This window comes from Streptomyces sp. CLV115 (assembly GCF_038448545.1).
Lineage (GTDB): Bacteria > Actinomycetota > Actinomycetes > Streptomycetales > Streptomycetaceae > Streptomyces > Streptomyces sanglieri.
The window spans coordinates 78,454-91,671 of record NZ_JBCEWQ010000005.1 but is presented as its reverse complement, the minus strand read 5'-3'; the positions used below and the strand labels follow the sequence as shown (position 1 = coordinate 91,671).

15 protein-coding genes are annotated in these 13,218 nt (G+C 70.1%); all 15 read right to left on the bottom strand.

Going from position 1 to position 13,218, the window contains the following annotated elements:
• Positions 1-22: 22 nt before the first annotated feature.
• Complete coding sequence (locus AADR41_RS03290; RefSeq protein WP_342279842.1) at positions 23-442, bottom strand: hypothetical protein; 420 nt, start codon at positions 440-442, stop codon at positions 23-25.
• Between the two features lie 168 nt (positions 443-610).
• Positions 611-1,162, bottom strand: coding sequence for an adenine phosphoribosyltransferase (locus AADR41_RS03285; protein ID WP_342279841.1), 552 nt, complete (start codon positions 1,160-1,162; stop codon positions 611-613).
• On the bottom strand, positions 1,159-2,262 hold the full coding sequence (gene secF / locus AADR41_RS03280) for a protein translocase subunit SecF (RefSeq protein WP_342279840.1): 1,104 nt from the start codon (positions 2,260-2,262) through the stop codon (positions 1,159-1,161). Before secF ends, AADR41_RS03285 begins: the two co-directional genes overlap by 4 nt.
• A 1-nt stretch (position 2,263) precedes the next feature.
• Positions 2,264-4,012, bottom strand: coding sequence for a protein translocase subunit SecD (secD, locus tag AADR41_RS03275; protein ID WP_342279839.1), 1,749 nt, complete (start codon positions 4,010-4,012; stop codon positions 2,264-2,266).
• Positions 4,013-4,157: 145 nt separating this feature from the next.
• On the bottom strand, positions 4,158-4,637 hold the full coding sequence (gene yajC, locus AADR41_RS03270; RefSeq protein WP_342279838.1) for a preprotein translocase subunit YajC: 480 nt from the start codon (positions 4,635-4,637) through the stop codon (positions 4,158-4,160).
• A gap of 165 nt (positions 4,638-4,802) precedes the next feature.
• Positions 4,803-5,876, bottom strand: a complete 1,074-nt coding sequence (gene ruvB / locus AADR41_RS03265; protein WP_342279837.1) for a Holliday junction branch migration DNA helicase RuvB — start codon at positions 5,874-5,876, stop codon at positions 4,803-4,805.
• 83 nt (positions 5,877-5,959) lie between these two features.
• The gene (ruvA, locus tag AADR41_RS03260; RefSeq protein WP_342279836.1) at positions 5,960-6,586 is read right to left on the bottom strand and encodes a Holliday junction branch migration protein RuvA; all 627 of its coding nucleotides are present in this window, start codon (positions 6,584-6,586) and stop codon (positions 5,960-5,962) included.
• Positions 6,583-7,155, bottom strand: coding sequence for a crossover junction endodeoxyribonuclease RuvC (ruvC, locus tag AADR41_RS03255; protein WP_342279835.1), 573 nt, complete (start codon positions 7,153-7,155; stop codon positions 6,583-6,585). The genes ruvA and ruvC overlap by 4 nt, the downstream gene beginning before the upstream one ends.
• Positions 7,156-7,279: 124 nt before the next feature.
• A complete protein-coding gene (locus AADR41_RS03250) occupies positions 7,280-8,032 on the bottom strand; it encodes a YebC/PmpR family DNA-binding transcriptional regulator (protein WP_072484508.1) in 753 nt (250 codons plus the stop codon).
• Between the two features lie 61 nt (positions 8,033-8,093).
• Entirely contained in the window at positions 8,094-8,687 is a 594-nt protein-coding gene (pdxT, locus tag AADR41_RS03245) for a pyridoxal 5'-phosphate synthase glutaminase subunit PdxT (protein WP_342279834.1), read from the bottom strand.
• 6 nt (positions 8,688-8,693) lie between these two features.
• Positions 8,694-9,611, bottom strand: a complete 918-nt coding sequence (pdxS, locus tag AADR41_RS03240) for a pyridoxal 5'-phosphate synthase lyase subunit PdxS (protein ID WP_342279833.1) — start codon at positions 9,609-9,611, stop codon at positions 8,694-8,696.
• Positions 9,612-9,779: 168 nt separating this feature from the next.
• A complete protein-coding gene (locus AADR41_RS03235) occupies positions 9,780-10,277 on the bottom strand; it encodes a hypothetical protein (protein ID WP_342279878.1) in 498 nt (165 codons plus the stop codon).
• 124 nt (positions 10,278-10,401) lie between these two features.
• The gene (locus AADR41_RS03230; RefSeq protein ID WP_342279832.1) at positions 10,402-11,562 is read right to left on the bottom strand and encodes a glycosyltransferase family 4 protein; all 1,161 of its coding nucleotides are present in this window, start codon (positions 11,560-11,562) and stop codon (positions 10,402-10,404) included.
• Positions 11,559-12,494: a phosphatidylinositol mannoside acyltransferase gene (locus AADR41_RS03225; protein ID WP_342279831.1), complete on the bottom strand. Its 936-nt coding sequence runs from the start codon at positions 12,492-12,494 to the stop codon at positions 11,559-11,561. Before AADR41_RS03225 ends, AADR41_RS03230 begins: the two co-directional genes overlap by 4 nt.
• The gene (pgsA, locus tag AADR41_RS03220; RefSeq protein ID WP_342279830.1) at positions 12,491-13,165 is read right to left on the bottom strand and encodes a phosphatidylinositol phosphate synthase; all 675 of its coding nucleotides are present in this window, start codon (positions 13,163-13,165) and stop codon (positions 12,491-12,493) included. Before pgsA ends, AADR41_RS03225 begins: the two co-directional genes overlap by 4 nt.
• Positions 13,166-13,218: the final 53 nt, after the last annotated feature.

Here is a 13,218-nt window from a genome sequence, read left to right as displayed (position 1 = left end):
GCCCCTTCCCACCCTGCCCCCGTCAGTACCACCGCAAGAGGGCTGCCCCCTTGACCTTCATCTCCTTGGTGTCGGCAACGTTGCCCCACGGCACCTTTATCTGGCCGCTCTTCCCGCAGCCGGCGTTGTACCAGGTCTTCTTCCCCTTGGCATTGAAGCCCTTGACCTGCACACAGATGCTGCTGCCCTTGTAGACCTTCCAGGCGTAGCCCATCTTCATGCCCTTGGAACCGAAGTGGGGACAGCGATCGTTGATCGTGCTCCATTTCCCCGGGATCGACCCTGCATTCTTCCAACCCGGCATGCAGCCGCCCTTCGCACCCTGGGTGGTCGGCGCGGGCGCAACTGTCTGGCTCGCACTCGCAGGAGCGGCGCCCGCAGCGATTGCTGCAAAGGAAAGAAGGGAAATCGCCCCCGTGGCGATCTTGCGCGAAATCCTCATGTGGTTCCTCCCGTTGAGATGCCGATCAGCAGCATCAGGAAGATCCAATCAGGTAGTCACATAATCTGGCACCTACCTTTCGAGCCATTCTTGATCTCCATGGTGATGCGCAAACGCGAATCGGGTGCCCAGAAGAATCCTGGACACCCGATTCGTGCAATGCGGTACTCACACGTGGATGAGTGCCTCCAGCGGAGCACCCGCCAGACCCTGTTCCAGCCGGGCACGTCCGTCCAGGAATCCGAGCTCCATGAGGACTGCGACGCCCGCGACCTCGGCACCGGCCCGCCGGATCAGCTCCAGCGAGGCCTCGGCGGTGCCGCCGGTGGCGAGGATGTCGTCGATGACCATGATCCGGTCGTCGGCGGACAGATCCTCCGCGTGGATCTCGATCTCGGCGGTGCCGTACTCCAGCTCGTACGCCTGGCTGAGCGTGGCTCCGGGCAGCTTGCCCGCCTTGCGGACGGGTACGAAGCCGAGCCCGGCCCGGACCGCGACCGGGGCGGCCAGGATGAAGCCGCGCGCCTCCAGGCCGACGACCTTCGTGGCGCCGTGCCGTACGCACAGCTCGGCGAGGGTGTCGGTGAGCGCCGAGAAGGCCACCGGGTCCGCGAGCAGCGGGGTGATGTCCTTGAACAGCACGCCCGGCTTCGGGTAGTCCCGGACGTCGCGGATCCGGCTGAGCAGGAGCTCGCGGGTGGTGTCGGTGGTGCTGGTCATCGACGCTTCCCCGGGGTCCGGCCGTGGCCCCTGGGGGGCTGCTGGCGCTGGCCGACGACCGCGGCGGCGGGCGTCGCGTCCTGCGGGTGGTCGTCGTCCGACTGCTCGTCCTCGGCGGACTCGCCCTTGGCGGCGGCCGCCGCGCGCTTGGCGAGGATCCGCTTCTTCAGGGCCTTCATCTGCGGGTCGCGTTCCTTGAGGTCGGCGACGAGCGGCGTGGCGATGAAGATCGAGGAGTACGCACCGGCGGCGAGGCCGACGAAGAGCGCCAGGGAGATGTCGTTCAGCATGCCGGCGCCGAGGACGCCGCCACCGATGAACAGCAGACCGGCGACCGGCAGCAGGGCCACCACGGTGGTGTTGATGGAGCGGACCAGTGTGCCGTTGATGGAGCGGTTGGCGATCTCGCTGTAGGTCCACCGGGTCTGCTTGGTGATCCCGTGGGTGCCCTCCTTGAGGCTGTCGAAGACGACGACCGTGTCGTAGAGGGAGTAACCGAGGATGGTCAGCAGACCGATCACGGTGCCCGGGGTGACCTCGAAGCCGACCAGGGCGTAGACACCGACCGTGATGGTGATGTCGTGGATCAGCGCGACCAGGGCCGCGATGGCCATGCGCCACTCGAAGGCGATGGCCAGGTAGATCACCACGAGGACCATGAAGATGCCGAGGCCGGTCCAGGCCTTGTTGGCGATCTGCTCACCCCAGCTGGGGCCGACCAGGTCGGCGGCGATCTTCTCCGCGGGAACGTCGAGGTCCTTGGAGAGCGTGCTCTTGATCTCGTCGGACTTCGCGGTGTCGACCTCGGTGATCTGGATGCGCAGACCGCCGTTGCCGAGCTTCTGGACGATCGCCTGGTGGCCGGAGGCCTCCGTGGCCAGGTCCTCCGCCTTGGCGACGGTGACGCTGGTCTTCGGGGTGGTGAAGACCGCGCCGCCCTTGAACTCGATGCCCATGTTCAGGCCGCTGACCGCCAGGCCGACGATGGCCGTGATGGTGATCAGGATCGAGATCCCGTACCAGATCTTGCGCTTGCCGATGAAGTCGTAGCCGACCTCGCCTCGGTAGAGACGGGCGCCGAGAGTGCCGAGTCGCGACATCTCACGCCTCCTTCGGGTCAGTGGGGGCGTTGACACGGCGCGAGCGGCGAAGCGGCGGCTTGGCGCCGAGCCGCTTCGGGTCCAGGCCGGACCACGGGTGACCGCCGGCGAAGAACTTCGTACGGGCCATCAGCGTCATGACCGGCTTGGTGAAGAGGAACACCACGACCACGTCGAGCAGGGTGGTGAGACCCAGCGTGAACGCGAAGCCCTGGACCTTGCCGACGGTGACCACGAAGAGCACCGCGGCGGCGAGGAACGACACGAAGTCGGAGACCAGGATGGTGCGCCGGGCGCGCGGCCAGGCCCGCTCGACGGCCGGACGGAGCGTGCGGCCCTCACGGATCTCGTCGCGGACGCGTTCGAAGTACACGATGAAGGAGTCCGCGGTGATACCGATGGCCACGATGGCGCCGCAGACCGCCGGGAGGTTCAGCGCGAAGCCGATGGCCGGGCCGAGCAGCGACATGAGCGTGTAGGTCAGGATGCCGGAGGCCAGGAGGCTCAGAAGCGCGATGAACGCGAGGCCCCGGTAGTAGGCCACCAGGTAGATGACCACCAGGGCCAGACCGATGGCACCGGCGATCAGACCGGCCTGGAGCTGCTCGCCACCGAGCGCGGCGGTGACCGTGGTGACGCTCTGCTCCTTGAACGAGAGCGGGAGCGCACCGTAGGAGAGCACGTTGGCCAGGTCCTCGGCGGACTGCTGGGTGAAGCTGCCGGAGATCTCGGCGTTGGCGCTCAGTGCCGTGCGTACGGAGGGCGCCGAGACGACTTCACCGTCGAGCGCGATCGCGAACTGGTTCTGCGGCGACTGCTGCTGAGCGAGCTGGCCCGTGATCTTCTGGAACTTCTTGGCGCCACCCTTGGTGAACTCCATCTGAACGATCCACTGACCGTTCGTCTGGTCGATCGCCGCCTTGGCGCTGTCCACGTCGGTGCCGGACACCTGGGCCGGGCCGAGGACGTACTTCGCGTCGCCCTCGGAGCTGCACGCGACGACCGTGTCGGTGGGCTTGGCCCCCCGTGCGGCCTCGGCGCGGGACGCCTTGCTGGAGCAGTCCAGCGCCGCGAACTGCTTCTGCAGCTTGGCCGCGGCGGCCTCGTCGGCGGACGGCGTGGCGTCGGCCTTCGGTGTGGCGTCGGCCTTGGGCGTGGTGCTCGCCTTGGGGTTCGGCGTGGCGTCGGCCTTGAGGGCGCCGGTGACCGCGCGGCCCTGGGTGGTGGCGCTCGCGTTCGGCGTCGCCGACGTCTTGCCCTTGTCGGCGGTGGGGGCGCTGGGGCTGCCGGACGGGGTGGGCTTGCCGGACGACGAGGCGCTGGGCTCCGGGGTGGGCGTGCCCTGGGCAACGGTCAGCACCGGCCGGAAGTAGAGCTTGGCCGTGGTGCCGACCTGCTCCCGGGCCTGGGCCGAGTTCGTGCCCTTGGGAATGTTGACGATGATGTTGCTCTTGCCCTGTGTCTGGACCTCGGCCTCGGAGACGCCAAGACCATTGACACGGCGCTCCATGATCTGGACCGCCGTGTCCATGTTGGTCTTGTTGATCGCCGATTCCTGGCCCGGCTCGCTCTTCGCCTCAAGCGTGATCGAGGTGCCGCCCGCCAGGTCGATGCCGAGCCGTGGGGTTGGTTGATCGGCCAGGAACATCCCGCCGGTGAGCGCGACCATGGCGATCAGGATCAGAGCCAGGGAGCGCCCCGGCCTGCCCTGACCGCCTGCCGGCGCCCGCCTCTTCTTCGGTGCTGCCACCTTCTCGTTTCTCCCTGTCCAACCGCCCCGCGCCGGGTACGCGCCCGAGCGGCCACGAAGTGTAGTGGGGACCCGTCCCCGCAGAAGACCGCACGGTACCGGGAATGCCGGATGCCGGTGGGCTCACGGCATCCCCGGGCGTGGGTTACTTCGCGTCGGCCTCGCCGTCGTCCTTGCCCTCGGCCTTCTTGCCGGACTCGTCGTCCTTCGGCGCGGCGTCCTCGGTCTTCTTGCCGAGGTCGATCCGGGCGTCGTCCGAGGCGTCCTTGTCGGCGTCGTCCCCGGTCAGCGAGGAGGCGTCGTCGGGGACGACGGTGCCGTCGAGGTCGAGACCGCTCTCGTCGTCGCCGTGGACGATGCGGTTGTACTCCGCGTCGTCGAGGACGGCGCCGATGGCGTTCTTGGCGTAGATGGCATGGACGTCGGGCGCGATCTCAAGGAGAACCGTGTCGTCGTGCAGCTCCTTGACGGTGGCGTACATGCCCCCGATCGTCCGGACGCCGGTGCCGGGCTGCATCTCGTTGCGCATCTGGGCGGCGGCCGCCTGCTTCTTCTTGGCGGACCGCGTCATCAGGAACATGGCCCCGATGAGCACGATGAAGGGGAGGAGAGTCACGGGATTCACGGGACGAGTTTCCTTCGCACGACCGCGCTCGAAGGCGGCCTGTATCTACGGGGGTGGGTACACCGACCTGTAAGGGCGGCATCGGCGGAGTCTAAGCGAGTCCGCATCGATGGAACAACGCCCGGCGCCGCCCTGTGGTTCCTGCTCCGGTCAAGCTGTGACAGATCACGCCCCGAACAGGCCCTGTTGTCCCTTTCCGCCTTGCTGCGGAGGCACGAGCCCCAGATGGGCCCAGGCCGCGGGTGTCGCGACCCGTCCGCGCGGCGTCCTGGCCAGCAGGCCCTCCCGCACCAGGAAGGGCTCCGCGACCTCCTCGACGGTCTCGCGCTCCTCCCCCACGGCGACCGCGAGGGTGGACAGCCCGACGGGGCCGCCGCCGAAGAGCTTGAGCAGGGCGCCGAGCACCGCGCGGTCGAGCCGGTCGAGACCGCGGGCATCGACCTCGTAGACCCCGAGGGCGGTGGCGGCGACCGGGCGGTCGATCCGTCCGTCGGCCTTGACCTGGGCGTAGTCGCGGACGCGGCGCAGCAGCCGGTTGGCGATCCGGGGGGTGCCGCGGGAGCGGCCGGCGATCTCGGCGGCGCCGTCCGCGTCTATCTCCACGTCGAGGAGGCGGGCGGAGCGGTGGATGACGCGCTCCAGCTCGGTGGGGGCGTAGAACTCCATGTGGCCGGTGAAGCCGAAGCGGTCGCGCAGCGGCGGCGGCAGCAGTCCGGCCCTGGTGGTCGCGCCGACCAGGGTGAACGGCGGCAGTTCCAGCGGGATCGCCGTGGCGCCGGGGCCCTTGCCGACGATGACGTCGACCCGGAAGTCCTCCATCGCCATGTAGAGCATCTCCTCGGCCGGCCGCGACATGCGGTGGATCTCGTCGAGGAAGAGGACCTCGCCCTCCTGGAGGGAGGAGAGGATCGCGGCGAGATCACCCGCATGCTGGATCGCGGGGCCGGAGGTGATCCGGATCGGCGCGCCCATCTCGGCCGCGATGATCATGGAGAGGGTGGTCTTGCCGAGGCCGGGGGCACCGGAGAGCAGGACGTGGTCGGCGGTGGCGCCGCGGGCCCGGGCCGCCTTGAGGACCAGGTCGAGCTGTTCGCGCACCTTCTCCTGGCCGACGAATTCGTCCAGGTCCTTCGGGCGCAGCGCCGCTTCGACCGCGGTGTCCTCGCCGTCCGCGTCGGCATGGACGAGGCTCTCTTCGAGCCGCTCGTCGGTGTCGGGTCCGGTCTCGTCCCAGTTCATTCAGTCTGTCCCGCCTCGGGTGTTTCGGTGCCGTGCGGTGCCCGGCCCGGCGTCGGGGTGTTCCCCGGGGTGCGGCGCTCCGGTCAGCGCGCGCGGTTGAGGGTCTGGAGTGCGGCCCGCAGCAGCTGCGGCACGGGGGCCGCTCCGCCCTCGGCGATCGCCGCCTCGGCCTGCGGGGCGACGGCGGTGACCGCCTCGTCGGCCTCGCGGGTGGCGTAGCCGAGGCCGATCAGGGCGGCCTGGAGCTGGTCGCGCCAGGAGCTGGTGACGGCGGTACCGATGCCCTGGCGGCCGATGTGTGCGCCGACCGGCTCGCCGAGCCTGTCCTTCAGTTCGAGGAGGAGTTTCTGCGCGCCCTTCTTGCCGATGCCGGAGACGGCGGTGAGCGCCTTCTCGTCGCCGGTGGCGACCGCGGTGCGCAGGGCGTCCGGGCTGTGGGTGGCGAGCATCGCCTGGGCGAGCCGGGGCCCGACACCGCTGGCGGTCTGGAGCAGCTCGAAGACCTGCCGCTCGTCGTCGTCGGCGAAGCCGTAGAGGGTGAGGGAGTCCTCCCGTACGACGAGGGAGGTGGCGAGCCTGGCCTCCTTGCCGATCCGGAGGGGGGCGAGGGTGTTGGGCGCGCACTGGACGGCCATGCCGATGCCGCCGACCTCGATCACGGCCGTGGTCGGGGCGAGTGCGGCGACGGGGCCGCTGACGAAGGCGATCATCGGGGGACCTTCCGGACGGGAACTGCGGGGGTACGGGGGACGCGCGGGGTGCGGGACGCGGTGGCTGCCGCGTGGGCCTGCTGGAGGCGATTGACGGCGGGGGCACGCCAGATGTGGCAGATGGCGAGGGCCAGGGCGTCGGCCGCGTCGGCCGGTTTCGGCGGGGCGTCGAGCCGCAGCAGCCGGGTGACCATCGCGCCGATCTGTGCCTTGTCGGCGCGGCCGCTGCCCGTGACGGCGGCCTTGACCTCGCTGGGGGTGTGCAGGGCGACGGGGATGCCGCGGCGCGACGCGCAGAGCATGGCGACGGCGCTGGCCTGGGCGGTGCCCATGACCGTACGGACGTTGTGCTGGCTGAACACCCGCTCCACGGCGACGAATTCGGGCCGGTGCTCGTCGAGCCATTCCTCGATGCCGCGTTCGATGGCGACCAGCCGGTGGCCGAGCTCGGCGTCGGCCGGGGTGCGCACGACCCCGACGCCGAGCATCGTCAGGGGGCGGCCGGCGACGCCTTCGACGACGCCGACACCGCACCGGGTCAGCCCCGGGTCCACGCCCAGCACCCGCATGGGACGCCCCCTCCGTACCGATCGGTCAACTGTTCCCGCAGGCTATCGGCTCGCACTGACAATGCGACGGGCCGACGGGGTGTGTCCCCGTCGGCCCGTCGCTGAGGGCTGCGCCGAGCGTGGCTCAGGCGTCGACCTTCTCCATGACCTCGTCCGAGACGTCGAAGTTGGCGAAGACGTTCTGCACGTCGTCGCTGTCCTCCAGCGCGTCGATCAGCTTGAAGATCTTGCGCGCGCCTTCCTCGTCCAGCTCGACCTGCATGGTGGGCAGGAAGTTGGCCTCGGCGGAGTCGTAGTCGATGCCGGCCTCCTGGAGCGCGGTACGGACCGCGACCATGTCGGTGGCCTCGCTGACGACCTCGTACGTGTCACCGAGGTCGTTGACCTCCTCGGCGCCCGCGTCGAGCACGGCACCCAGGACGTCGTCCTCGGTCAGCTCGCCCTTGGGGACGATGACGACGCCCTTGCGGTTGAAGAGGTACGAGACCGAACCCGGGTCGGCCATCGAGCCCCCGTTGCGGGTCATCGCGACCCGTACGTCGGAGGCGGCACGGTTGCGGTTGTCGGTGAGGCACTCGATGAGCACCGCGACACCGTTGGGGCCGTAACCCTCGTACATGATCGTCTGGTAGTCGACGCCGCCCGCTTCGAGACCGCCGCCGCGCTTGACCGCGGAGTCGATGTTCTTGTTCGGTACGGAGCTCTTCTTCGCCTTCTGGATCGCGTCCACGAGGGTCGGGTTGCCCTCGGGGTCCACACCGCCGGTGCGGGCCGCGACCTCGATGTTCTTGATCAGCTTCGCGAAGAGCTTGCCGCGCTTGGCGTCAATCACGGCCTTCTTGTGCTTCGTCGTAGCCCATTTAGAGTGGCCGGACATCTGCCTTCTCCTTCGCGTCACCAAAAACGATTCGAACCCGAGAGATCCTACCGGGATCGAGTCAGCCGACTGCGCGCACCATGTCCACGAACAACGCGTGAACGCGATGGTCCCCGGTCAATTCCGGGTGGAAAGACGTAGCCAGGGCGTTTCCCTGACGGACGCCGACGATATGACCGCCGTGCTCCGCCACCACCTTGGCCTGCGCACCGACGGACTCCACCCAGGGGGCGCGGATGAACACGCCCTCCACGGGGCCGCCCTCGATTCCGGCGACCTCGACGGCCGCCTCGAAGGACTCGTTCTGTCGCCCGAAGGCGTTGCGGCGCACGATCATGTCGATCCCGCCGATCGTCTCCTGGCCCGAGCGCGGGTCGAGGATCTTGTCGGCGAGCAGGATCATTCCGGCGCAGGTGCCGTAGACGGGCATGCCCTCCCGTACCCGCTCGCGCAGCGGTTCCAGCATGCCGAACAGGGAGGCCAGCTTGGACATCGTGGTGGACTCGCCACCGGGAACGACCAGACCGTCGACCTCGGCGAGTTCCTCGGGACGCCGGACCGGCCTGGCCAGGGCGTCGGCCGAGGCCAGGGCGATCAGGTGTTCCCGTACGTCGCCCTGGAGAGCCAGGACTCCGATCACAGGGGTGTCGCTCATCAGTGATTACCAGCCACGGTTGGCGTAGCGCTCGGTCTCGGGCAGGGTGTCGCAGTTGATGCCGACCATGGCCTCGCCCAGGTTCCGGGAGGCGTCCGCGATGATCTTCGGGTCGTCGTAGAAGGTGGTGGCCTTCACGATCGCGGCGGCACGCTTGGCCGGGTCGCCGGACTTGAAGATCCCGGAGCCGACGAAGACGCCCTCGGCGCCGAGCTGGCGCATCAGCGCGGCGTCGGCGGGGGTGGCGACACCGCCCGCGGAGAACAGCACGACGGGCAGCTTGCCGAGCTCCGAGACCTCCTTGACGAGCTCGTACGGGGCGCGGAGCTCCTTGGCGGCGGCGTACAGCTCGTTGTTGTCGTAGCCGCGCAGGCGGGCGATCTCGTTCTTGATCTGGCGCAGGTGACGGACGGCCTCGACGACGTTCCCGGTGCCGGCCTCGCCCTTCGAGCGGATCATGGCCGCGCCCTCGGCGATCCGGCGCAGGGCCTCGCCCAGGTTGGTGGCGCCGCAGACGAACGGGGTGGTGAAGGCGAACTTGTCGCTGTGGTTGACCTCGTCGGCCGGGGTGAGGACCTCGGACTCGTCGATGTAGTCGACACCGAGGGACTGCAGGACCTGCGCCTCGACGAAGTGGCCGATGCGCGACTTCGCCATCACCGGGATGGAGACGGCCTCGATGATCTCCTCGATCATGTTCGGGTCCGACATCCGGGCCACGCCGCCGTCCTTGCGGATGTCGGCCGGAACCCGCTCCAGGGCCATGACCGCCACGGCGCCCGCGTCCTCGGCGATCTTCGCCTGCTCGGCGTTGACGACGTCCATGATCACGCCGCCCTTGAGCTGCTCGGCCATGCCGCGCTTGACGCGCGCGGTGCCGGTGGCCGGGGAGTCGGACTGCGGGGTGGTGGGAAGCGTGGACATGGATCGACCTCACTCGGAGAAAAGTTGCTGAAAAACGCTGCTCGGTGCAGTGCTGAGCAAACTCTCCGCGAACAGGCCACTGCAAGGGCCAATGGCAGGCCGGTGGATCGTTTTGAACGCGTACGGGGCGAGATGTGGCCCCCGTCACGCGCGAGCGGGGCGGTCCGGTCAGCTGACGGGGCGGTCCGCCAGGGCCACCGGGGGTTCGTCGTCCATCTCGAAGGCCAGCGGGAACGGGGCGTGTCCGGCCAGCCGGAACCACCGCACCTTGCGGTGCCGGCGCAGCGCGCGCGCCGCGCGCACGGCGTCGTTATGGAACCGCCGGGCCATGGGCACACGGCGCACGGCGGCGGCGAGTTCGAGCGCCGCCTCCTCGCCGCCGGGGATCTCCTTCACGGCCTCCACCTGCGCCGTCTCGCCGAAGACCGCCCGCAGCGCGGTGCTCAGCTCGCTCTCCGCGACCTCGCGGTGCTCCTCCTCCGCCTGGCGGGCCGCGTGCGCGGCCTCGTACAGGACGATGGAGGCGGCCGGATCGAGGACACCGGAGGTGGCCAGTTCCTGGGTGACCGACGCACGGCGCAGCAGCTGCGCGTCGAGGGCGGCCCGAGCGGCGTCGATGCGGGTGTGCAGCCGGTCCAGCCGTCCGGCGGTCCAGCTGAGGTACATACCGATCGCGACGATCGCGACGGCGATCCAGATGAGGGTTTCGATCACGGGCGGCAAGGCTACCGGTGAGGCACCGACGGCGTGCCCGCCCGGCCCCGGCTCCCCGGCTCCCGGCCGGCGGCCCTCACTCCCGAGCCAGCCCGAACCGGGCACGCAGTCCCGTGCGTTCGTCGGCCGCCACCGAGGCCGCCCCGTCGGTCACCGTCTCGTACACCGCGAGGATGTCCGCCCCGACCGTCGACCAGTCGAACCGGCGTACGTGCGCGGCGCCCCGCTCACGCAGCTCCGCACGCCGCTCCGGGTCGCCCAGCAGCCGGATCGCCGAAGCGGCCAGCGCGTCCGCGTCCTCGTTGGCGAAGAGCTCGCCCGCCGCGCCGAGGTCCAGCACCTGCGCGAACGCGTCCAGATCGCTGGCGAGGACCGGGGCACCGGCCGACATGGCCTCGACCAGGATGATCCCGAAGCTCTCGCCCCCGGTGTTGGGGGCCACGTACACATCGACGCTGCGCAGCAGCCGCGCCTTGTCCTCGTCGCTCACCATGCCGAGGAACTCGACCCGCCGGCGCATCGCCTCGGGCAGCGAGGCGACGGCCTCCTCCTCGTCGCCCCGGCCGGCCACCAGCAGCCGGGTGTCCGGGCGGGCGTCGAGGATCGCGGGCAGGGCCCGCATCAGGACCGGCAGGCCCTTGCGGGGCTCGTCGATGCGCCCGATGAAGCCGATCGTGCCGCCCTGCCACTCGGCCTTGGGCTCGGCGGCGGCGAAGAAGCCGACATCGACGCCGTTGGGGATGACGACGGCGTCACCGCCCAGGTGCTCGACCAGGGTGCGGCGGGCGTACTCGCTCACCGCGATGCGCGCGCTGATCTTCTCCAGCGCCGGCTGGAGGATCGGGTACGCGGCGATCATGGCCCGGGAGCGCGGGTTGGACGTGTGGAACGTGGCGACGATCGGCCCCTGCGCGGCCCAGCAGGCGAGCAGCCCCAGCGACGGCGAGGTCGGCTCGTGGATGTGGATCACGTCGAAGGTGCCGTCGTGCAGCCAGCGGCGCACCCGGGCGGCCGAGAGGAAGCCGAAGTTCAGCCGGGCGACGGAGCCGTTGTACGGGACGGGTACGGCCCGGCCCGCCGACACCACGTACGGCGGCAGCGGCGTCTCGTCGTCGGCGGGCGCCAGCACCGACACCTGGTGGCCCAGCCGGATCAGGTGCTCGGCCAGGTCGCGGATGTGGAACTGCACCCCGCCGGGCACGTCCCAGGAGTACGGGCAGACGATGCCGATCTTCACGTCGGGTCCTCCCGGGTCTCCAGATCGGCGAGCCAGAGCCGTTGCAGCATGTGCCAGTCCTCCGGATGGTCGGCGATCCCGACGGCGAAGGCATCGGCCAGCGCCTGTGTCATCGAGGACGTCTTCTCGGTGCGGTCGCCCGACTCGGGCAGCTCGACCGGCGCGTGGATCCGGGCCTTCATCACGGGCGTGTCGTCGTAGGAGAGCGTCACCGGCAGCAGCAGTGCCCCGGTCTGCTGGGCCAGCAGTGCCGGCCCGGCCGGCATCCGCGCGGTGTCGCCGAAGAACGTCACCTCGACCCCGGAGGCGGACAGATCGCGGTCGGCGACCAGACAGACCAGCCCGCCCGCCCGCAGCCGCCTCGCCAGGGTGCCGAAGGCCGCCCCGCCGCTGTGCGGCAGGACCTCCATGCCGAGCCCCTCGCGGTAGGCCACGAACCGGTCGTACAGGGTCTCGGGCCTGAGACGCTCGGCGACCGTGGTGAAGGGCACCTTGAGATCGGTGGTGACCCAGGCTCCCGCCAGGTCCCAGTTCCCCAGGTGCGGCAGGGCGAGGATGACGCCGCGCCCGGCGTCGAGTCCGTCGGTCAGCCGGTGCGCGTCCCGGACCTCTATGGACGCCTTGATCCGTGCCGGACTCCAGGTGGGCAGCCGGAACGACTCCATCCAGTAGCGCATGTACGAGCGCATCCCGGCCCGGGAGAGCTCGGCCAGCCGGGCCGGTGACGCCCCGGGGACGACCCGGGCCAGATTCGACTCCAGCCGCAGCACGCTCTTGCCGCGCCGCTTCCAGACCTGGTCTGCGATGGTGCGGAAGAGAGCCCGGGCGACCGGCTCGGGCAGCTTCTTGACCGCGCCCCAGCCGAGCCCGTACAGCCCGTCGGTCAGCCGGTCCCGCGGGCCGTTGCGCGGCTGGACCGGATCGTCGCTCACGGTGCGGTCCCGGTCCCCGGCCCCGCGGCGGCCGCCTCGGCCGCGTCGGCCTCGGCGGACTCGCGGCGCACGGTCACGACCCGCTGCACGAGCGTCACCAGGCTGCCCACGGCGACGATCCACAGCGCGATCGGCAGCAGGACCTGGATCCCGGGCACACCGAACTTGTGCAGACCGGCGAACCCGGCCGCGACCAGCGAGATCACCAGCCGCTCGGCACGCTCCACGAGCCCGTTGACCGCGACCGGCAGCCCGATCGACTCGCCGCGCGCCTTCGTGTACGAGACCACCTGGCCGCTGGCCAGACAGAAGATCGCGACCGCGCAGAGCGCGTTGTCGTCGCCGTTGCCCGCGTACCAGAGCGCGAATCCACCGAAGATCGCCCCGTCGGCGACCCGGTCAAGGGTCGAGTCCAGGAACGCGCCCCAGCGGCTGGAGACACCGGCCTGCCGGGCCATGTTGCCGTCGACGAGGTCGGAGAAGACGAAGATCGTGATGACGATCGTGCCCCAGAAGAACTCCCCCATCGGGAAGAAGACCAGCGCACCTGCCACCACCCCGGCCGTACCGATCAGAGTGACCGCGTCAGGGCTCACGCCGAGACGGAGCAGCAGCGCGGCGAACGGTGTGAGGACACGCGTAAAAAATGCACGCGCGTACTTGTTCAGCATGGCCTTCCCGAGGGTCGGTGGGCCGCGCGGCCCCTACGGCCACCGGCTGGCCC